This window comes from Microbacterium kyungheense, assembly GCF_006783905.1.
Lineage (GTDB): Bacteria > Actinomycetota > Actinomycetes > Actinomycetales > Microbacteriaceae > Microbacterium > Microbacterium kyungheense.
Genome location: NZ_VFPE01000002.1, coordinates 179656 through 200359, shown reverse-complemented (window position 1 = coordinate 200359; position 20704 = coordinate 179656). Strand labels below are relative to the sequence as shown.

Genomic DNA, 20704 nt, shown 5'->3' with positions numbered 1-20704 from the left:
AATCGATGGGAACGACCATACCTCCCGCTTCCGACAGTTATGTTCGAGACTGTGCCGGCTCGGGCGAGACCTCCACGGACTCTGCACGCCGGGGCGGCGCAGCGCCCAGCACGATCCCCGTGAGCACGAGCAGGATCCCCACGAATCCGGCCGCCCCGAAAGCCTCTCCGGCGATGACGACGCCGAGCACCACGCCCGCGACCGGATTGAGCAGGCCGACCACGCCCACCACACCCGGCGAAAGGCGCCGCAACCCTGAGAACCACGCGACATACGCCAGCGCCGTGGCCACGAGGGTGAGATATGCGAACCCCAGCGCCGACGGAGCCGTGAGCGCCGGAGGCGCACCCTCGACGAGCACGGCGACCGGCAGCAGGACGATCGACCCGCCGATCAGCTGCCATGCCGTCATCGGCAGCGCCGGCACATCCGCGCCCCATCGCGACGTGAGCACGAAGCCGATCGATGACGCCACCATCGCACCGAGCGACGCGGCGACGCCCCACACGTCCGCACCGCCGGCGTCGAACCCCAGCATCACGACCACGCCCGCGAGCCCCACCGCCGCCCCCACCACCGCGGCGATCCTCGGCCTGCGGTGCAGCAGCAGCCATGCGAACAGCAGCATGCACGCGGCGGACGCCGACATCAGCGTGGCCGCAAGGCTCGACGGCAGGCGCTGCCCTGCGACGTACACGAGCACGAAGAAGCCGCCGACGTTCAGCGTCCCGAGCACGAGCGAGCGCCACCACCACGACCCGCTCGGCAGCCGGCGCGCGAGCAGCAGCACGATCAGCCCGGCGGGCAGCGCGCGCAGCACACCGCCCCACAGCGGCGCCTCCGCGGGCAGCAGCTGCCTCGTCACGACGTAGCCGCTCCCCCACGCGATCGGTGCGATCGCCGTCACGATCACCCACAGCCAACGCTTATCTTCCATGGAAGATACTTTACCTTACCGGGAAGGTATCCTGGTCCCATGGCCGCCCAGACGCCCTCACCCGACCTGCCCGTGGACAGGGTCGCCGAGATCCAGCAGGAGTGGCGCCGCGAACGCCCCGACCTCGACCCCACCCCCCAGGGAGTCATCGGCCGTCTGCACCGCATCGCCCTGATCCTCACCGACCGGCTGGTCGCCGTCTACGCGGACTTCGGGCTCAGCGAAGGAGAGTTCGACGTGCTCGCCACCCTGAGGCGCGCGGGAGCCCCCTACGAGAGCGCCGCCGGGGAGCTCGCCGACCACACGCTCGTGACGACCGGCGGTCTCACCAAGCGCGTCGACCGCCTCGAAGCACGAGGGCTGGTCGAACGCCGGGCCGAGGCATCCGATGCCCGCAAGCGCCTGGTGCGCCTCACGCCGATCGGCCGAGAGCTCATCGACCGCGCGATCGCCGCGCACCTGGCCAACGAGCACCGGATCCTCGCTGAGCTCGGGGAGGCAGACACCCGCACCCTCGAACCTCTCCTCACCCGCTGGCTCCGCATCCTCGACGCCGACTGACCGGGCGAGAGGAACGACGTCTCACGCAGCGAGCGTCAGATACGGCTCCCACCGCGGGTCCGTGCGCTCGGTGCCGCGCACCGTCCACTGCGCGCCGCGCGGCGGACGAGGCGTGAACCGCAGCTCCCAGTCCATCTCCTGCGGGGTGCGGTCGCCCTTGACGTTGTTGCACCGCAGGCAGCACGCCACGAGGTTCTCCCACGAGTCCGCACCGCCGCGCGAACGCGGCAGCACGTGATCGATGGTCGAGGCGGACTTGCCGCAGTAGGCGCAGTGGTGATTGTCGCGCCGCAGCACCCCTCGCCGGGTCACCGGCACATGGCGTCCGCCCGGCACACGCACGTACCGGGTCAGGATGATCACTGCCGGGCGTTCATACGAGCGTCTGGTGCCCCACACCGGATCCATCTCGGTGTGCTCGATCACCGTGGCCTTCTCGTTCATGACGAGCACGAGGGCTCTCTTGAACGACACGACCGCGAGCGGCTCGTAACCTGCATTCAGCACCAGTGTGCGCATTGATCATCCTCTCGAACGGCCGGAACGGCTTTCCGGTGATTCGAATCACATGACGATCAAGGGCTCAGGGGCATGAAAAAAGGCGCTGTCTCACAGACAGCGCCCACGCGCCACGGCAGTGCCGCGGCATCCACTCATGCAATGCCGGAGGACGAGCAGTCCGAGCGCATCCATGGTTCGGATGCGTGGTGTGCAGCCCATCGGCTCCCTCCGCTCTCTCAGCGTCGGATTCAGGGTAACGCACCCTGCAGACACCGGGGCGATGCAGATCGTGAACGCCGCGTGGCGTGTCGACGAACGAAGCCCCGCGCCATCGGCGCGGGGCTTCGCTGCTGTGTTGCAGATCGTGAGGCGGCTCAGGCTCAGCCGGCGTTGGCCTGCAGCCAGGCCCACGGGTCGACGACGGAACCGTTGATGTGGACCTCGAAGTGGAGGTGGCACGCGGTCGAGCTGCCGGTGCTGCCGACCAGGCCGATGAGCTGCCCGGCCTCGACCGACTGGCCCACCGCGACCTGGCGCGAACCGTAGGTCATGTGACCGTACAGCGAGTTGACGCGCTGCCCGCCCAGGACATGGTCGATCGAGACGGCGACGCCGTAGCCGCCGTAGCTCTCCTGCGAGACCTTCACGACACCGGCTGCGGTCGCGTAGATGGGCGTGCCGCACGACGTCAGCAGATCGACGCCCTGGTGGTATCCCGAATCCCACAGGCCGCGGCCCTTGGTGAAGTTGGTGAGCGGCCAGCGCACCTCGCCGGTTCCGGGCGAGATGAGCGCGATGTTGGTGCCGACGGATGCCGCCGACGCCCGCTTCGCGGCCTCGCGCGCCCGCTCGGCAGCCGCCTCGGCCGCCTTCTTCTTCTCGATCTCTTCGGACGTGGTCGCGGAGTAGCTGTCACGGGAGAGCTCCGCACTCGTCGAATCGGATGCCGCCACGAACGTCTGGGCGTCGTCCATCGCCATCTGCTGCAGCGTCATCGATTCTTCGCCACCCTTGGCGGCGCCGGCGGCGAACGCAGGCAGCGCCACGGTCGCGACGAGGCCGCCGACCATGCTCAGGATGACGAGGCTGCGCAGCGGCTTCGTGATGCGGCCCTTCTTCGCAGCGGGTCGCGTGGACGCGGACGCTGTCGCAGGAGCGGACTTCGCAGGTGCGGTCGCGACGCGCGAACGTCGCGCAGGAGCGGCCTGGCGCGTGCGCGCACGACGGCTCTGATGGGTCGCGTCGTGCTCGGGTTCGTTCGCGGGCGACTCGATCTCTTCAGCCAAACTGTCCTCCGGCGCCTCTGCGCCGGGGCGCCTGGCTCGTCGGGTTGCGTGAGGGCGCACGTGTCGGGACACGGAACGCGGCTATGCACCGCGTGGACGACGAGCCGGTGAGGCGATCCACACGGGGTCCGGTCGGCGGGCTTCTCGCCTGGTGGACTGTTCGAGGCTACCCGAAGGTCACGATTCTGTCACGCTACGCGCCTGGCAAACCTCTGGATGCCTGTCACCGGGGTGGCGGCATCCACCGATCAGCGGGCCTCGTCGACCAGGAAGATGTGCGATGCGAGCTCGACCGGGAGCTCGAGACCCTCGTCGCTGCCCTGCATCTGGACCAGCACGTAGCCCTCGTTGAAGCGGTAGTCGCCGACGGCGCCCGGCACGACACCGGCGCCCTTCAGCTGCTGCAGCAGCTCGGGGTCGACCTGCGCAGGCTCGGCGAGGCGGCGGACCGTGCCGGTGATCGGCTCGCCGGCGTCGTTGAGACGGCGGACCAGGCCCACCACTCCCTGCTCGAACTGCGTCGCCGGCACGTCGCCCAGCTGGTCCAGGCCCGGGATCGGGTTGCCGTACGGCGACTCCGTCGGGTGGCCGAGCAGCTCGACGAGGCGGCGCTCGACCTGCTCGCTCATGACGTGCTCCCACCGGCACGCCTCTTCATGCACGTACGCCCAGTCCAGGCCGATGACATCCGACAGCAGGCGTTCGGCGAGACGGTGCTTGCGCATGACGTCCACGGCCTTCTGGCGGCCCGCGTCGGTGAGCTCCAGCGAACGGTCCTCCGACACGACCACCAGACCGTCGCGCTCCATCCGGCCGATCGTCTGCGACACCGTCGGCCCCGAGTGCCCGAGGCGCTCCGAGATGCGCGCACGCAGCGGAACGATGTTCTCCTCTTCGAGCTCGAGGATCGTACGGAGGTACATCTCGGTCGTGTCGATCAGGTCTGTCATCGCGGTGTCCTCAGTTCTCAAGGGGCAAAGGACAGCCTATCCTCCGCACCCGGCACCCAGGCCGTGCGCCCGCGGCGTCACGCGGTGGGCGCCGCTTCCCGTGTTGAACAGGTCAACCGCGCTTCTTCAGGAGAACCTGCGTCGCGTCGTCCTGAACAACCCCGGTTGACCTGTTGAGCGGGTGGGCAGCACCGTGCCACGACGGTCAGCGGACCTTGTGCAGACCCTGCGCCACCGCTCGCATGATGAGGTCCTGCACCTGGTGCCAACCGTCCACGATCTGCGAGTAGGTGACGCGGATGACGTGATACCCCAGCAGCATGAGCGCCGCATCATGGGCGATGTCCTCGGCACGCTGCGCACCCACATGGTGACCGCCATCGATCTGCACGACAAGACGGTCGCCCACCAACGCGTCCGCCCGATGACCGTGGATCCAGATCTGTACGCGGATCGGCAGCCGCAGCCACTTCAACCGCGTGACGAAGTATGTCTCCAGCCCTGAGTCCGCAAACGGCGTCGCCTCCTCGAGCAGTCGCCTCGCCGCGGGGCGCAGCGGCAATCGTGAAAGCTCTTGCCTGTCGACCAGCCCGGCGTTGAGAGCCGAGTTCCACACGGCCAGGGCATCCTCGTGAGGTTGACACTCAGCCACGATGGCGAGGGTGTTGAGGATGCCATCCTCCAAAGCACCGGGCTCGCGCTGCTGGACCGGGTTGGCCCAGTGAACGACCGTCGTGTCGTTCTGGAGGTCGAGTCGCGATGCGTTCGGAGCGACGCCGACATGAGGTCCATCCTGGCTACGCACCCACAGTCCCAGCCGCTTGGCTCGGGTGATGCAGGTGAGCACGACGCCCGCGCGAGCGGCTGCAACGAGATACGGGTCGGCGTCGGGGAGGGCCACCCACCCTCGGCGCGGCGAGATGAGCCTTCTCGACTCCACCGCAGCGCCGATCGCGTATGTGCTGAAGCCGGCGTCGGCGATGGCGCGCTTCGGCGAGACGCCGCCGCGCTTGGCGAGTTCCTCGATGATGTCTCCCACCCCCAGCACGCTCACGCACGCGGCGCGATACGGCACCCCGTTCAGGCCGAACGTCGCACAACTGGTGGAGGAGGCGTCCCCTCCCTGTCCTGTGGAGGAGGCGCAGCACCACCCTTCTCGCTGCGTCTTCGGCATCCCGGCTCTGTCCTACAACAGGTCAACCGGGCTTCGCCAGGAGGATCTGAGCCGTCGACTCCTGAAGAACCGCGGTTGACCTGTTGAACGGGTGCACCCGACCCCAGGCCGTGCGCCCGCGGCGTCACGCGGTGGGCGCCGACGCGGCGCGTCTCTAGAATCGACGCATGGCGCACATCGAGCTTCCCCGAGAGATCCTGCCCGCCGACGGACGCTTCGGGTGCGGCCCGTCGAAGATCATCCCCGCCCACCTCGACGCCCTCGCCGGGCGCGGTGCGGCGCTGATGGGCACCTCGCACCGTCAGGCGCCCGTCAAGGATCTCGTCGGCAGCGTCCGCGCGGGCATGCGCGAGCTGTTCCGCGTGCCGAACGGCTACGAGGTCATCCTGGGCAACGGCGGCTCGACCGCATTCTGGGACGCCGCATCGTTCGCCCTCATCGACAAGCGCGCGCAGAACCTCGTGTTCGGCGAGTTCGGCGGCAAGTTCGCGAAGGCCGCGGGCGCCCCCTGGCTCGAGGCGCCCGACGTGCGCGAAGTGCCCGCCGGCACACGTACGACCCCCGAGGCCGTCGACGGGGTCGACGTCTACGCGTGGCCTCACAACGAGACCTCGACCGGTGTCGCGGCGCCGGTGCAGCGCGTGCACGGCGACGAGGGCGCCCTCACCGTGATCGACGCCACGAGCGCCGCCGGCGGCATCGACTTCTCGGTGCACGAGGCGGACGTCTACTACTTCGCGCCGCAGAAGAACCTCGGCTCGGACGGCGGCCTGTGGTTCGCGATCGTCTCTCCGGCCGCGATCGAGCGCATCGAGCGCATCGCCGCCTCGGGCCGGTACATCCCCGAGTTCCTCAGCCTCAAGCAGGCCGTCGACAACTCGCGCCTGAACCAGACCCTCAACACCCCGGCGCTCGCGACGCTGTTCCTGCTGAACGAGCAGGTGTCATGGATCAACCGCAGCGGCGGGCTCCAGTGGGCCGACGCCCGCACCCGCGAGTCCTCGCAGGCGCTGTACGACTGGGCCGAGGCGTCCTCGTTCGCGACGCCGTTCGTCGCCGACGCGGCCGACCGCTCGCCCGTCGTCGTCACGATCGACTTCGACGAGTCGATCGACGCCGCCGCCGTGGCCAAGAGCCTGCGCGCGAACGGCATCGTCGACACCGAGCCGTACCGCAAGCTGGGCCGCAACCAGCTGCGCATCGCGACCTTCGTCTCGGTCGAGCCCGACGACGTGCGTCAGCTGATCCGCTGCATCGACTACACGGTCGAGCGCCTGGGCTGACCCGCAGAACGACGGAGAGAGTGGATGCCTCGGCCCGAGGCTGGGCCCACGCGGCCAGAGGCTCCGCGCGACGCGCCAGCGGCGCGTGGAGGAGCCGTCGGGACCACGCTTCTCATGTGTGCGCGCTCGACGCCGGTTCGACCAGGGGTGAGGCCTGCGGGGCCAGCACAGCCGACACGATCGCCTCGATGGCGAATTCGGAGGCGCGCCCGAGATCGACCGCCTCGGGGTTGAGCAGCCACTGCACCTGCAGGCCGTCCATGACGGCGAGGATGCTGGCCGCGGCGACGCCGATCGTCGCCGGCTCGGTGACGCCGCGCTCGGTGCACACCACCTGGAAGGCGTGCGCCACCTCTGAGCGCAGCGTCTGGTAGCGCTTCTCGAAGAACTCGCGGCCGGGGTGGCCGTCGGTCACCGACTCGGCCGACAGCACGGCGTACGCCTGGACGATGCCCGCGCGGTGGGCGTTGACGAACGCCGTGCGCACGAGGTGGCGGAACAGCGACATGCCGTCCGGAATGTGCTGACCCTCCAGATCGGCGACGTCGGTGTCGTCGCGGTGCTGGAGGACCTCGATGAGCAGCTGGTCCTTCGAGCCGAAGTGATGCAGGATCCCGGCGTGCGTCATGCCCACCTGGTCGGCGATGTCCTGGAGGGTGCCGGCGGCGAAGCCCTTGCTGCCGAAGGTCTCCACCGCGGCGTCGAGGATGTCGCGACGGCGCGCGAGGGTCTCGGGCCGCGAGCGCGGCTGTCGTCGCTGACCAGCCATCGGTGCCCCCTTCTCATCCGCGTGTCCGGGCGCATGAACCGGCGTGTGCGAGTCTATCCGCGGCCGTCCACAGCCGCGGATGAACTCTACTTGCAAAGATTACTTACTTGATTGTAAGTTGATGCGGCAATCACTCGGACACCGTCGTCTACCCTCCCGGAGACACGATGTCGTGCACACACCAAGGAGAAGCAATGAGGCTCAGAACAACCCTCGCCGCCGTGGGCGTGGCCGCCGCGCTGGTGCTCACCGGCTGCGCCGGTGGCAGCGGTGACAACAACGCCGATTCGTCGGGCGCGGCGCTCACCATCGCCAAGCCGGACGGTGCCATCACCACCGAGTCGAACAACCCCTATCTGGGCGACTCGTCCGCCTCCAAGTACGGCTACGGCAAGGTCATCTTCGAGTCCCTCGCGCTCGTCAATCCGACCGGCGACCTGGGGACGACGCCCTGGCTCGCAGAGTCCGTGACGTGGAACGACGATTACACGCAGCTGACCGCCGTCGCGCGCAGCGGCGTCAAGTGGAGCGACGGCGAGGACTTCACGGCCGACGACATCGCGTTCTCGTTCAACCAGGTCCTCGACGGCAAGCTCAACGACACCAATGCGCTCGACCTCAAGAGCGTCTCCGTCGACGGCGACACCGTCACCATCGACTTCAACAGCTCGAAGTACACCCAGCAGGCGCGTGTGCTCCACTTCCAGATCGTGCCCGAGCACATCTGGAAGGACATCGACGACCCGAACACCGACCCGGTGACCGGCGAGGGCCAGGCCGTCGGCACCGGCCCGTACGTGCTCGACTCGTGGACGACCGAATCGGTCACCCTCACCGCGAACCCCGACTACTGGGGCGGCGAGCTGTCGGTTCCCGAGCTGCACTACGTCTCGTACGGCGACAACGCGGCGCTGACGACCGCGCTGGCGACGGGCGAGGCCGACTGGGCGCAGGCATTCATCCCCCAGATCCAGGACAGCTACCTGTCGGCTGACCCCGACAACAAGTTCCTCGCCTCCCCCACGGCGGGCGCGGGCACGCTGTTCATGAACCTGCAGACCAAGCCGTTCAACGACCCGGCGCTGCGCCAGGCGCTCGCGTGGACGATCGACCGCCAGGCGTACGTCGACATCGCGCGCGAAGGCGCGAGCGAGGCGATCTGGAGCGTGACCGGTCTCGGCACGCTGCTCGAAGACGAGATCGTCCCCGAGTACGCGGACCAGAACTACGAGGTCGACATCGACAAGGCTCGCCAGATCCTGACCGATGCCGGCTACACCTGGGACGGCGAGACGCTCGTCGATCCCGACGGTGAGGACGTCACGTTCTCGATCTCGGTGCCTGCCGGCTGGAGCGACTGGAACACCGAGCAGGCGCTTCTCGCCGAAGAGCTCAAGGAGGGCCTCGGCATCGAGGTCAAGGTCGACCAGCCGGACTGGGGCGGCTGGGATGCCGCACGCCAGGAGGGCACGTTCCAGGCCATCATCCACTGGCTCGAGGACACCGGCAACGCGTACGGCCTCTACACGTCGGCAATGGACCCGAAGTGGATCGTCGACGGCAAGGCGGCGTTCAACTTCGGCCGCTTCGATGACCCCGCCGTCACCGAGGCGCTGAACACCTACGCGAACGCGTCGTCCGACGCCGACCGCGATGCGGCCCTCGCCGTGATCGAGAAGGCGTTCGTCGACAACGTCCCCGTCATCCCGCTGGGTGCCCACCCGCTGCTGGGCGAGTTCAACACCCGCAACTACGTCGGATGGCCGTCGGAAGACGACCAGTACGCTTCGGCGGACCCGACGCAGCCGGCGATCGTGCAGATCCTGACCAAGCTGCAGCCCGCCGAATGACATACCGCGGCGGGGCGGATGCGTGCGCATCCGCCCCGCCGCCACGTCACCCTCACGAAAGCGACCCAGCATCCATGAGAGATTCGCTGCTCTCCGTCCACGATTTCTCGATCGTCTACGACGTCGATCCCCCCGTCAGGGCTGTCAAGAACGTCACCCTCGAACTCCAGCGCGGAGAGATCCTCGGGCTCGCCGGCGAGAGCGGGTGCGGCAAGACCACACTCGCGTACGGCGTCCAACGCCTCCTCAAGCCGCCCGCCGTCATCACCAGCGGGTCGGTCGTCTTCCACGATTCGAACGGCGAGGACATCGACATCAACGGCCTCGAGGCCGAGGAGATGCGCCGCTTCCGATGGGACAAGATCTCGATGGTCTTCCAGGGGGCGATGAACTCGCTCAACCCGGTCGCCACCATCGGCTCCCAACTCGAGGATGTCTTCGAGGTCCACCGCCCCGCTCTCACGAGGTCGCAGCGACGCGCCGAAGTCATCGACCTGCTCGAGATCGTCAAGGTCGGCGCGCAGCGCTACCGCTCGTACCCGCATGAACTGTCGGGCGGCATGCGCCAGCGCGTCATGATCGCCATGGCCCTCGCGCTGCGCCCGCAGCTCATGGTGATGGACGAGCCGACGACCGCTCTCGACGTGCTCGTCCAGCGCGAGATCCTCCGTCAGATCTCCCATCTACGTCACGAGTTCGGCTTCTCGGTGATCTTCATCACCCACGACCTGCCTCTTCTGCTCGAGATCAGCGACCGCATCGCGATCATGCGCGAGGGCGAGATCGTCGAGCTCGACTCCGCCGAGCGCGTGTGGACCGATCCGCAGGACGAGTACACGCGGACGCTGCTGGCATCCTTCCCCAGACTCACCGGAGAGAGAGGGGTGGTCCACCGATGACCGTCCTCGAATTCGACGCCGTCACCAAGGTGTACTCCGTGCGCGGCGCCGGCCAGATGAAGGCCCTCGACGACGTGAGCTTCACGCTCCGCTCGGGCCAGACCATCGGCCTCGTCGGCCAGTCCGGCAGCGGCAAGTCGACGATCGCCAAGATCCTCACCCAGCTCGAGTCGCCCACGAGCGGCGAGGTGCGTATGGACGGCCAGCCGATCCCTCGGCGCGGCAAGGGGCTGCGCGCGTACCGCCAACAGCTGCGCATGGTGTTCCAGGACCCCTTCGCGTCGCTGAACCCGTACCACACCATCCGCTACGCCATCCAGCGTCCGCTCGAACTCGACGACGTCGTGCCCAAGGACCAGCTCGACGACGAGGTCCGCCGTCTGCTCGGCCGCGTACGCCTCGACGCCGACGCCGTCATCGACCGCCGCCCGCACGAGCTCTCGGGAGGCCAGCGCCAGAGGGTCGCCATCGCGCGCGCTCTCGCCTCGCGTCCGAAGCTGCTCGTCGCCGACGAGCCGGTATCGATGCTCGACGTATCGATCCGGCTGGGCGTGCTCAATCTCCTCGCGGACCTGCAGCGCGAGCACGGCCTGGGTGTGCTGTACATCACGCACGATCTCGCCACCGCGCGCCACTTCAGCGACGAGATCCTGGTGCTCAACCAGGGGCGGGTCGTCGAACGCGGCCCCGCCGACGACGTGATCCTGAACCCCCAGAACCCGTACACCCAAGAGCTGCGAGCGGCATCCCCCGATCCCGACACCTACTTCGCGCACGCAGCCGGCATCCTCGGAGGTGACAGATGAGCGCCGTCGCTCCCCAGCTCCCGGCCCCCGATTTCGACGCGATCGAGGCGGGCACGACCGCAACGGGCGCCGTCAGGGGTCGCGCACGCATCCCGTGGCGCTTCCTCGGCAACCGCGCCCTGTTCTATCTGTTCACGCTGTGGGCGGCCATCACGATCAACTTCTTCCTGCCGCGTCTGATGAAGGGCGACGCGGTGAGCGCATACCTCGCCCGCAACCGCAACGTCACGCCCGAGGCGGCCGAGGCGCTGCGTGCGCTGCTCGGCCTCGACACCGACTCCTCGCTCTGGCAGCAGTACATCGACTACTGGGCGCACCTGCTGCGCGGCGACCTCGGCATCTCGCTGCTGCACGGAATGCGGCCCGTGACCGAGGTCGTCGGACAGTCCCTCGTCTGGACCGTCGCCCTCGTGGGCTTCGCGACCCTCATCGCCTTCGCGATCGGCACCATCGGCGGTGCGATCGTCGGCTGGCGCCGAGGCAGCCGGCTCGATGTGCTCATCCCGATCACCACGTTCTTCAGCACCATCCCTTACTTCTGGCTTGGCCTGCTCGCGATCTCGGTCTTCTCGGTCGCCCTCGGGTGGTTCCCCATCGGCAAGGCGTACGGCGTGGGCGTGGCGCCGGAGTGGTCGTGGGAGTTCATCGGCGACGTGCTCCGCCATGGCTTCCTGCCCGCCGCGACGATCGTCGTCGCGTCGCTCGGCGGCTGGATGCTGGGCATGCGCAACATGATGCTCACAGTCCTCGACGAGGACTACGTCACCGTCGCGCAAGCCAAGGGCATGCCGAACGACCGGGTGCTCTGGCGGTACGCCGCGCGCAACGCCGTGCTTCCCCAGATCCAGAGCTTCGCGCTCGCGCTCGGCTTCATCGTCGGCGGCACGATCGTGATGGAGGTGGTGTTCAGCTACCCCGGCGTCGGCAAGCTCCTGCTCGACGCCACCAACGCGAAGGACTACGCGCTCATGCAGGGGGTGTTCCTCGTGATCACGATCTCGGTGCTCCTGGCGAACCTCCTCGCCGACGTCGCCTACGCGTTCCTCGACCCGCGCACGCGCCAGACGGAGGCCTGAGCATGAACACGATCGTCAACGACACGGCGGACCGCGCGGCGAACTCGCCGGCGACCGCGACCGTGCGCAACCCCGCCACCGCCGGCAACGCGCCGAAGAAGCCGGGCTTCTGGTCGAAGCTCGGTGCCGCGTTCGCGATGTTCCGCAACAAGAAGTCGATCACGGGCCTGTCGATCCTCGGGTTCTTCGTGCTCGTCGCCATCTTCGCCGACGTGCTCGCCCCGTACTCGCCCACGAAGGTCGACAACACGGCACGATTCCAGCCGCCGTCGGCGCAGCACTGGCTCGGCACGACGCACATCGGCGAGGACGTGCTGAGCCAGGTCATCCACGGAACGCGCGGCGTGATCGTGGTGGGCTTCCTGGCGGCGTTCATCGCCACGATCATCGCGATCATCGTCGGCGTGCTGTCCGGCTACCTGCGCGGGTGGCGCAGCGAGGGCCTGTCCGCCCTCACAAACGTGTTCCTCGTGATCCCCGGCATCCCGCTGATCATCATCGTGGCCTCGATGTTCGAGGATCCGCCGCTCATCCTCATCGCCGGCGTGCTCGGCCTCATCGGCTGGGCGTGGGGCGCGCGCGTGCTGCGCGCCCAGACGATGTCGCTGCGCAGCCGTGACTTCGTCCAAGCGGCCCGGGCCAACGGCGAGCCGCTGCGGCGGATCATCACGGTCGAGATGCTCCCGAACCTCATGGCGCTCATCGCCGCCAGCTTCGTGGGCACCGTGACGGCGGCGATCATCGGGCTCACGACGCTCTCGTACATCGGCATCATCCCGGTGACGACCTACAACTGGGGCACGATCCTCAACTGGGCGAGCGCGCAGGGTGCGTTCCGCCAAGGCCAGTGGTGGTGGTTCCTGCCCCCGGGGCTGTGCATCGCCGCGATCGGTGTGGCGCTCTCGCTCATCAACTTCGGCATCGACGAATACGTCAACCCGCGCCTGCGGTCCGCCGGTGAGCGCGCCCGCGCCATGAAGAAGAAGGGCATGAACGTGAACGACACCGTTACGGTCGTGCGCACGAACACGAAGACCCAGGAGAACGCGTGAGCATCGCGACCATCCCGAAGTACCTCGACGAGTCGCTGCCGATCGCGGATCGCATCGCCGACCTGCTCGGCCACATGACGGTCGAAGAGAAGGTCGGGCAGATGATGCAGCTCGACGCGCGGGACGACCTCGACGACCACGTGCTGCGCAAGCACGTCGGCTCGATCCTGCACACGTCACCCGAGCGGGTGCTCCGTGCCCGCGAGCTGACACTGCAGACGCGGCTGCAGATCCCGCTGCTGGTCGGCGAGGACTGCATCCATGGCCACTCGTTCTGGGAGGGCGCGACGATCTTCCCGACTCAGCTCGGCATGGCCGCGTCGTGGGACGTCGGCCTGGCCGAGAAGGTCGCACGCGCGACCGCCGTCGAGGTCGCCGCCACCGGCATCCACTGGACGTTCTCGCCCGTGCTCTGCATCGCGCGCGACCTGCGCTGGGGCCGTGTCGACGAGACCTTCGGCGAGGATCCGCTCCTCATCGGCGAGCTCGCCTCGGCGATGGTGCGCGGCTACCAGGGCGACGGCCTCTCGGACAGCACCGCGATCCTCGCGACGGCCAAGCACTTCGCCGGGTACTCCGAGACGCAGGGCGGCCGCGATGCGAGCGAGGCCGACCTGTCGCGCCGCAAGCTGCGCTCGTGGTTCCTGCCGCCGTTCGAGCGCGTGGCGAAGGAAGGCTGCCGCACCTTCATGATCGGCTACCAGACCACCGACGGCGTGCCGATCACCATCAACGACTGGCTGCTCAACGATGTGCTGCGCGGCGAATGGGGCTACACCGGCACCCTCATCACCGACTGGGACAACGTCGGCCGCATGGTGTGGGAGCAGCAGGTGCAGCCCGACTACGCGCATGCCGCGGCCGCCGCGGTGAACGCAGGCAACGACATGATCATGACCACGCCGGGCTTCTTCCAGGGCGCCCTCGACGCGATCGCGCAGGGGCTGCTGACCGAGGATGCGCTCGACCGCGCGGTCGAGCGCATCCTGCGGCTGAAGTTCGAGTTCGGCTTGTTCGCCGACCCGCGTCTGCCCGATGCGGCGCGGATAGCGAGCGACATCGCGACGGCCGGGCACCGCGCCCTGAACCTCGAGGTCACGCGCCGCTCGCTCGTGCTGCTGCGCAACGACGGCCTGCTGCCGCTGGAGGGCGGATTCACGGCGGATGCCGCCGGCCGGGCGCTCGCCGGTGACGCGGGCGCGCGACGGGTCGCGGTGATCGGCCCGCTCGCCGACGACGCCCAGACGCAGCTCGGCGACTGGGCAGGCGGCTCGGGCCAGGCGGGATGGCTCGACGGCCAGCCTCGCGACATGATCACGACGGTGCTCGACGGGTTCCGCTCGTTCGCGCCGGCCGACTGGACGGTCACGCATGCGCGCGGCGCCGACGTGCTGACTCTCGAAGAGGACCCGGCCGGAGCGTTCTTCCCCGACGGCCAGCCCCGCCCGCAGGTCGTGGTGCCCTCACCGCCGGACGAGGCGCTGATCGCCGAGGCCGTCGAGGCCGCGCAGACGGCCGACGTCGCCATCGTGGTCGTGGGCGACGTGATCGAACTCGTCGGCGAAGGCCGTTCGACGGCGACCCTCGACCTCATCGGCGGGCAGATCGCCCTCATCGACGCGCTCGCGGATGCCGGCACGCCGTTCGTCATCGTCCTGATGGCGTCGAAGCCCCTCGTGCTGCCGCCGTCGGCGGATCGTGCCGCGGCGGTGATCTGGGCCGCTTCCCCCGGCATGGAGGGCGGCCGGGCGATCGCCGAGCTGGCTCTCGGTCTCATCGAGCCCGCTGGGCGCCTGCCCATCTCGTTCGCCCGTCACGTCGGGCAGCTGCCGATCTACTACAACCAGATCCGCGGCCAGCACGGCGACCGCTACGCGGACCTCACCCAGGCGCCGGCCTGGGCGTTCGGCGAGGGCCTGTCGTACACGACCGTCGAGTACGACCGCCTCCGCATCGTCGACGCCGAGCTCGCGCCGGACGACACCGTGCGCGCGACGATCGAGCTGCGCAACACCGGCACCCGGCCCGCGCACGAGATCGTGCAGGTGTACGTGCGCGACACCGTCACGTCCGTCAGCTGGGCCGACAAGGAGCTCAAGGCGTTCCGCCACGTCGACATCGACCCCGGGCAGATCATGACGGTCGAGCTCTCGGTCCCCGTCGCGGAATGCTCGATCGTGGATGCCGCCGGCCGGCGCATCGTGGAACCCGGCGAGTTCGACTTGCTCGTCGGTCCGTCGTCACGCGAGGACGCGCTGCGGAACGCCCGATTCCGCGTGACCTCCGCTGCCCCGAAGGCGGCCGCGGACTTCTGACGGACGGTGGAAGGGCGGTCCTCCGTGCGCTGCGGGCGCGGAGGACCGCCCTTTCGGCATGTGCGGCGGGCGCGTCCGAACGCGAGACGACACGCTCAGCCGCGCAGTCGAATGGTCAGCGCCGGGAGTCGTCGTCCGACTCGTCGTCCTCGTCGTCGTAGTCCTCGTCGGAGTCATCGGACTCGTCGTCCGAGTCCTCTTCGTCGGATTCGTCGTCGTCGGAGTCGTCGTCCTCGTCCTCTTCGTCCGAGTCGTCACCGGAAGGGTCGAGCACATCGATGTCCACGCCGTCGACGTCGCCGGCGTGAAGGATCGGGGACCCGTCATCGTCGAAGTCCGCGGCATCCAGGTCGTCGACGTCGTCGAGGTCCTCGTCCGAATCGTCCTCGTCCTCGTCCTCGTCCTCGTCGGCGTGGGCGGCCTCGGCGAGAGCGGCCTGCGCTGCGTGGTACTCGGCGAGCCGCACGGCCCACGGCACCCAGTCCGGTGCGAGCAGCGCTCCGTCTCCCGGGAGCAGCTCGACTTCGAGCACCGTCGGCTCGGAGCCCTCGACACGCGCGAGGCTCACCGTCCAGAACCACCCGGGGTAACCGGGGAGCCGGTTGGCGAAGCGCAGCGACACGACCCCGTCGGGCTCGACGCGGTAGTCGACGGGCTCGCCGATGGACGCCTCGGTCGTGATCTCACGGAGCGCCGCGAGTGCGAGGTCGTGCGCCTCGAACAGCGACGGGTCCGGCTCGACCGCGACGATCTCGGCCTCGGCATCGGCCTCGACTTCTGCCTCCGCCTCGACGGCATCCTCCACGAGGTCGACCAGCAGCGCGTCCAGGACGCCCACCTCGACCTCGACGACCTCGACCTCTACGACCTCGGGGGTCGCGTCGACGGCATCCACGGTCTCTTCGGGCGCGACGGACGACCCGTCGTCGTCCGAGACGGCGTCGGCGGCCGGATCAGGCGTCGAGCTCATCGGCCACCTTGCGCAGGACGGCCGCGACCTTGCTCGCGTGCGCGCCGCTGGGGTATCGGCCGCGACGGAGGTCGCCGCCGATGCCGTCGAGGAGCTTGACGAGGTCCTCGATGATGATCGCCATGTCGTCGGCGGGCTTGCGGGAGCGCTTGGCGAGGCTCACCGGGGCGTCGAGCACCCGCACCGAGAGCGCCTGCGGGCCGCGCTTGCCGTCGGCGACGCCGAACTCCAGCCGCGTGCCCGTCTTGGGCGCGGGCGTGCCGGCGGGCAGGGCGGTGGCGTGCAGGAAGACGTCCTGGCCGTCGTCGGAGGAGATGAAGCCGAACCCCTTCTCCTCGTCGTAGAACCTGACCTTGCCGGTGGGCATCGAGAACCTCGCTGAATCGGGCGCCGCGCGCAATCCCGCGGCGAAACAGTGCATGACGAACGCGAGGGTCGTGCAACCCCCACGCCTGACAGCCTAGTCGCACCGGCGCCCGCGCAGCCGCGTCGAACCGCGGTCCGGACGCGACCGGGCGACCGCGACTCCTGACCTCGGCGGGTAGGCTGGAGCGGATGAGCACGAAACCCGACGGCGACGTCCCCGTCCGCCGCATCGATCGCATCCTGGCCTTCATGTCGCTGGGCCTGCTGGCGCTGTCGATCGTGTGCTTCTTCGCGATCATGATCGCCTCGTCCTCGGGCGCGAAGATGGACACCGGCGTCTGGCCCGTCGTCGGCGTCCTGGTCTACTTCGCCCCCATCGTCGCCTTCGCGATGCTGCTCGCCGTGCTCATCATGAGCTTCGTGCGGAGGGCTCGGGCGAACCGGGGAGGCTGACCGGGTGGGCTCCGACGCGCGCGCACTCGCGACGCGGCTCGCCGACTTGGACGATGCCGCGCTCGCCGGGACGCTCGCGGCCCGGGGCGTCTCGCCGCACATCGGCTGGCACGACTTCTTCGACGCCGCCGAGTTCCTGCTCGATCCGGTGCAGGTCGACCGCGCGCTGACGCGGCTGGATCGTTCCGAGCTCATCGCGCTGGCCTCCGGCTCCGCTCCCGAGGGCGGGGATGCCGACCTGCTGGCGCTGACGGACGCCTCCCAGGCGCCGTACGACGCCGTCGCCGACCGGATCGCGGTGGCCGCGGCATCCCACCCCGACGCCTTCACCGCCGCCGTACGGCCCCCGGCGTCCACGCCGGCCGAGCCGCGCTCCGCCGCCGCGGCGGCCGAGCGCGCGTTCACGGCCGCCGGATCGCTCGCCGACGTGCTCCTCGCATGCCTGCACGCGCCGCTCGCCCGCACCGGCGCGGGCGCCGTGAGCGCCGTGGACCGCCGACGACTGACGGACGCCGGCGCCATCGCGGCCCCCGACGACCTCGAAGACCTGCTGGCCTCCGCCGCCGACGCGGGACTGGCCGCGGCGCGCGACCGCGAGTGGGTCGTCACCGACGCCGGGGTGGCGTGGCTGCAGACGCCCACGCCGGAGCGCTGGGAGGCGATCGCCGAAGGCTTCCGGGCGAGCCTCCCCCGCGGCATCCGCACACCCGCCGGCGGGTTCACGGCGCCCTCGTCGTGGCCGGACGCGTACCCGCTCGACGAGGACTGGCCGGCACGGGCTGCCCGCCAGCGCCGCATCGGCACACGATGGGGCCTGTTCGATCCCGACACGTCGTCGACCGCCGAGTACCCGTGGACCACGCAGCTGCGCGAAGGCGGGCGGGCGGATGCCGCCACCATGGCCCCGCACCTTCCGGCAGAGATCGACCGCGTCTATCTGCAGGCCGACCTCACCGCGATCGCACCCGGCCCGCTGGCACCGGCCCTCGACCTGCGGCTGCGGTCGCTCGCGCTGCGCGAGTCCCGCGCGCAGGCCTCGACGTACCGCTTCACCGCGGAATCGCTCGGGGCCGGTATGGGCGAGGGCGAGACCGCGGCGTCGATGCGGGAGTTCCTCGCCGAGCTGTCGCTCACCGGCATCCCGCAGCCCCTCGACTACCTCATCGAGAGCACGGCCTCTCGGCACGGGCTCGTGCGCGTGCGTGCCGACGATGCGTCCGGCCGGACGCGTGTCGACAGCGCCGACGCCGCCCTGCTCGACACGATCGCAGTCGACCAGGCGCTGCGCCCCCTCGGGCTCGTCGGCGACGGCGACGGTCTCTCATCGAGGGTCGCACGCGACGCCGTGTACTGGACGCTCGCCGATGCGCGGTACCCCGTGATCGCGATCGACGGGGCCGGACGGCCCGAGCCCATCCACCGACGCGCACCCGCAGCCCCGTCCGAGCCCGCACCCACGCCCGTGCAGACCTACGAACGGCTGCTGACGACGCTGCGGCTTAGCCACACCGCAGGCGGCGAGGCGGGATGGCTCGAGCGCGAGCTGGAGCAGGCCGTGCGCGCGCGCGCCGAGATCGTGGTCGTCGTGCGCATGCCCGACGGCACCGAGAGAGCCCTCACCCTGGAAGCCTCGGGGCTCGGCGGCGGGCGGCTGCGCGGACGTGACCGCGCTGCCGACATCGAGCGCACGCTGCCCGTGTCGAGCATCGTGAGCGTCCGCGCGGCATGAAGCCGCGGCATCCTGATCCCGCTCCCCGACTCCGCCGGTAGACTGGCTGGTTATGGCTGACGGACCCCTCATCGTCCAGAGCGACCGCACGGTGCTGCTGGAGGTCGCGCATCCGGATGCCGAGAGCGCGCGCCACGAGCTCGCCATCTTCGCTGAGCTGGAGCGCGCTCCCGAGCACATCCACACGTACCGCATCACACGGCTCGGGCTGTGGAACGCGCGCGCTGCCGGCCACGACGCCGAAGACATGCTGGCGACGCTCGACAGGTGGTCGCGCTTCCCGGTGCCGCCGTCGGTGTCGATCGACATCGCCGAGACCGTCGGGCGCTACGGGCGCCTCGTCATCGAGCGCGCCCCGGTCGCCGAGGACGGCTCGGGCGGCGAGCTCATCCTGCGGTCGACCGACGCCGCGGTCCTCGCCGAGGTCTCCAAGAACAAGCGCATCCAGCCCCTGCTGATCGGACGCCCCTCCCCCGACGCGTTCGTGATCGACGCGTGGGCCCGCGGGCACATCAAGCAGGAGCTGCTCAAGATCGGATGGCCGGCCGAGGACCTCGCCGGCTACACCCCGGGCACGCCGCATCCCATCGACCTGGACGAGGACGGCTGGAACCTCCGCCCCTACCAGCGCAAGGCGGTCGACATCTTCACCGAGGGCGGCTCGGGCGTCGTGGTGCTCCCCTGCGGCGCGGGCAAGACGCTCGTCGGCGCGGCGGCGATGGCCGACACCAAGACGACGACGCTCATCCTGGTGACCAACACCGTGAGCGCCCGGCAGTGGCGCGACGAACTCCTCAAGCGCACCTCGCTGACGCCGGAAGAGATCGGCGAGTACTCGGGTCAGACGAAGGAGATCAAGCCCGTCACGATCGCGACCTACCAGATCCTGACGGCGAAGCGGAAGGGTCAGTACGCCCACCTCGCCCTCCTGGACGCGCTGGACTGGGGACTCATCGTGTACGACGAGGTGCACCTTCTTCCGGCCCCGGTGTTCAAGCTCACCGCCGATCTGCAGGCGCGCCGCCGCCTCGGCCTCACCGCGACACTCGTGCGCGAGGACGGCCGCGAAGGCGACGTGTTCAGCCTCATCGGGCCCAAGCGGTTCGATGCGCCCTGGAAGGAGATCGAGGCGCAGGGCTTCATCTCCCCGGCCGTCTGCTACGAGGTGCGCGTCGACCTCCCGGCGTACGACCGTCTGGAGTACGCGGCGGCCGCCGACGACGAGCGCTACCGGCTGGCGGCGACCGCGCCCGCCAAGATCGGCGTCGTCAAGCAGCTCGTCGAGCGTCACGAGGGTGAGCGCATCCTCATCATCGGCCAGTACCTCGACCAGATCGACGTGCTGTCCGAGGCGCTCAACGCGCCGAAGATCACCGGGCAGACGCCCGTCGACGAGCGCGAAGAGCTCTACCAGGCGTTCCGCGTGGGCGAGATCTCGGTGCTCGTGGTGTCGAAGGTCGCGAACTTCTCGATCGATCTGCCCGAGGCATCCGTCGCGATCCAGGTGTCGGGCTCGTTCGGGTCGCGCCAGGAGGAGGCCCAGCGCCTCGGACGCCTGCTGCGCCCCAAGCAGTCGAACCACACCGCGAGCTTCTACACGCTCATCGCGCGCGACACCGTCGACCAGGACTTCGCGCAGAACCGTCAGCGGTTCCTCGCCGAGCAGGGCTACGCCTACACGATCCTCGACGCCCACTCGCTCGCCGCCTGACGTCGCTGGGTCAGGG

Annotated in this window: 19 protein-coding genes; 11 read left to right on the top strand and 8 right to left on the bottom strand. The window is 69.6% G+C overall.

Annotated features, from left to right (window positions below; translation table 11 throughout):
• Nucleotides 1-37: 37 nt before the first annotated feature.
• A complete protein-coding gene (locus FB391_RS07660) occupies nucleotides 38-937 on the bottom strand; it encodes an EamA family transporter (protein ID WP_141893867.1) in 900 nt (299 codons plus the stop codon).
• Between the two features lie 39 nt (nucleotides 938-976).
• Between FB391_RS07660 and FB391_RS07655 the strand changes: the two genes are divergently transcribed.
• Nucleotides 977-1498: a MarR family winged helix-turn-helix transcriptional regulator gene (locus FB391_RS07655; protein WP_141893866.1), complete on the top strand. Its 522-nt coding sequence runs from the start codon at nucleotides 977-979 to the stop codon at nucleotides 1496-1498.
• 21 nt (nucleotides 1499-1519) lie between these two features.
• Here FB391_RS07655 and FB391_RS07650 read toward each other — a convergent pair whose 3' ends face one another.
• From FB391_RS07650 to FB391_RS07635, 4 genes are all read right to left on the bottom strand, one after another.
• A complete protein-coding gene (locus FB391_RS07650; protein ID WP_141893865.1) occupies nucleotides 1520-2017 on the bottom strand; it encodes an HNH endonuclease in 498 nt (165 codons plus the stop codon).
• 362 nt (nucleotides 2018-2379) lie between these two features.
• Nucleotides 2380-3285, bottom strand: a complete 906-nt coding sequence (locus tag FB391_RS07645; protein ID WP_141893864.1) for a M23 family metallopeptidase — start codon at nucleotides 3283-3285, stop codon at nucleotides 2380-2382.
• Between the two features lie 248 nt (nucleotides 3286-3533).
• Nucleotides 3534-4235, bottom strand: coding sequence for an iron-dependent transcriptional repressor DtxR (locus FB391_RS07640; RefSeq protein ID WP_018172527.1), 702 nt, complete (start codon nucleotides 4233-4235; stop codon nucleotides 3534-3536).
• A 205-nt stretch (nucleotides 4236-4440) separates the two neighbouring features.
• A complete protein-coding gene (locus tag FB391_RS07635; protein WP_246093407.1) occupies nucleotides 4441-5274 on the bottom strand; it encodes an endonuclease domain-containing protein in 834 nt (277 codons plus the stop codon).
• Nucleotides 5275-5576: 302 nt separating this feature from the next.
• Between FB391_RS07635 and serC the strand changes: the two genes are divergently transcribed.
• On the top strand, nucleotides 5577-6692 hold the full coding sequence (serC, locus tag FB391_RS07630; protein WP_141893862.1) for a phosphoserine transaminase: 1116 nt from the start codon (nucleotides 5577-5579) through the stop codon (nucleotides 6690-6692).
• Between the two features lie 112 nt (nucleotides 6693-6804).
• Here the strand turns inward: serC and FB391_RS07625 are convergent, their stop codons facing one another.
• The gene (locus FB391_RS07625; RefSeq protein WP_141893861.1) at nucleotides 6805-7461 is read right to left on the bottom strand and encodes a TetR/AcrR family transcriptional regulator; all 657 of its coding nucleotides are present in this window, start codon (nucleotides 7459-7461) and stop codon (nucleotides 6805-6807) included.
• Between the two features lie 194 nt (nucleotides 7462-7655).
• Here FB391_RS07625 and FB391_RS07620 point away from each other — a divergent pair, with 194 nt between their 5' ends.
• The 6 genes from FB391_RS07620 (at nucleotide 7656) to FB391_RS07595 (ending at nucleotide 15459) form a co-directional block, all read left to right on the top strand.
• The gene (locus FB391_RS07620; RefSeq protein ID WP_141893860.1) at nucleotides 7656-9311 is read left to right on the top strand and encodes an ABC transporter substrate-binding protein; all 1656 of its coding nucleotides are present in this window, start codon (nucleotides 7656-7658) and stop codon (nucleotides 9309-9311) included.
• Between the two features lie 74 nt (nucleotides 9312-9385).
• A complete protein-coding gene (locus FB391_RS07615) occupies nucleotides 9386-10210 on the top strand; it encodes an ABC transporter ATP-binding protein (protein WP_141893859.1) in 825 nt (274 codons plus the stop codon).
• Complete coding sequence (locus tag FB391_RS07610; RefSeq protein WP_141893858.1) at nucleotides 10207-11016, top strand: ABC transporter ATP-binding protein; 810 nt, start codon at nucleotides 10207-10209, stop codon at nucleotides 11014-11016. Before FB391_RS07615 ends, FB391_RS07610 begins: the two co-directional genes overlap by 4 nt.
• Nucleotides 11013-12092, top strand: coding sequence for an ABC transporter permease (locus FB391_RS07605; protein WP_141893857.1), 1080 nt, complete (start codon nucleotides 11013-11015; stop codon nucleotides 12090-12092). Before FB391_RS07610 ends, FB391_RS07605 begins: the two co-directional genes overlap by 4 nt.
• A 2-nt stretch (nucleotides 12093-12094) precedes the next feature.
• Entirely contained in the window at nucleotides 12095-13144 is a 1050-nt protein-coding gene (locus FB391_RS07600) for an ABC transporter permease (RefSeq protein WP_246093406.1), read from the top strand.
• Entirely contained in the window at nucleotides 13141-15459 is a 2319-nt protein-coding gene (locus FB391_RS07595; protein ID WP_141893856.1) for an exo-beta-d-1,3/1,6-glucosidase, read from the top strand. The genes FB391_RS07600 and FB391_RS07595 overlap by 4 nt, the downstream gene beginning before the upstream one ends.
• A gap of 115 nt (nucleotides 15460-15574) precedes the next feature.
• Here the strand turns inward: FB391_RS07595 and FB391_RS07590 are convergent, their stop codons facing one another.
• Complete coding sequence (locus FB391_RS07590; protein WP_342778180.1) at nucleotides 15575-16429, bottom strand: DUF3027 domain-containing protein; 855 nt, start codon at nucleotides 16427-16429, stop codon at nucleotides 15575-15577.
• Entirely contained in the window at nucleotides 16413-16796 is a 384-nt protein-coding gene (locus FB391_RS07585) for a cold-shock protein (RefSeq protein ID WP_018172537.1), read from the bottom strand. Before FB391_RS07585 ends, FB391_RS07590 begins: the two co-directional genes overlap by 17 nt.
• 188 nt (nucleotides 16797-16984) lie before the next feature.
• Between FB391_RS07585 and FB391_RS07580 the strand changes: the two genes are divergently transcribed.
• Genes FB391_RS07580 through FB391_RS07570 form a run of 3 tightly spaced genes read left to right on the top strand, consistent with a single transcriptional unit; the run spans nucleotide 16985 to nucleotide 20688 of the window.
• Nucleotides 16985-17248: a multidrug ABC transporter ATPase gene (locus FB391_RS07580; RefSeq protein ID WP_141893855.1), complete on the top strand. Its 264-nt coding sequence runs from the start codon at nucleotides 16985-16987 to the stop codon at nucleotides 17246-17248.
• 4 nt (nucleotides 17249-17252) lie between these two features.
• Nucleotides 17253-18977, top strand: a complete 1725-nt coding sequence (locus FB391_RS07575) for a helicase-associated domain-containing protein (protein WP_141893854.1) — start codon at nucleotides 17253-17255, stop codon at nucleotides 18975-18977.
• Nucleotides 18978-19029: 52 nt separating this feature from the next.
• On the top strand, nucleotides 19030-20688 hold the full coding sequence (locus FB391_RS07570) for a DNA repair helicase XPB (RefSeq protein WP_141893853.1): 1659 nt from the start codon (nucleotides 19030-19032) through the stop codon (nucleotides 20686-20688).
• Nucleotides 20689-20704: the final 16 nt, after the last annotated feature.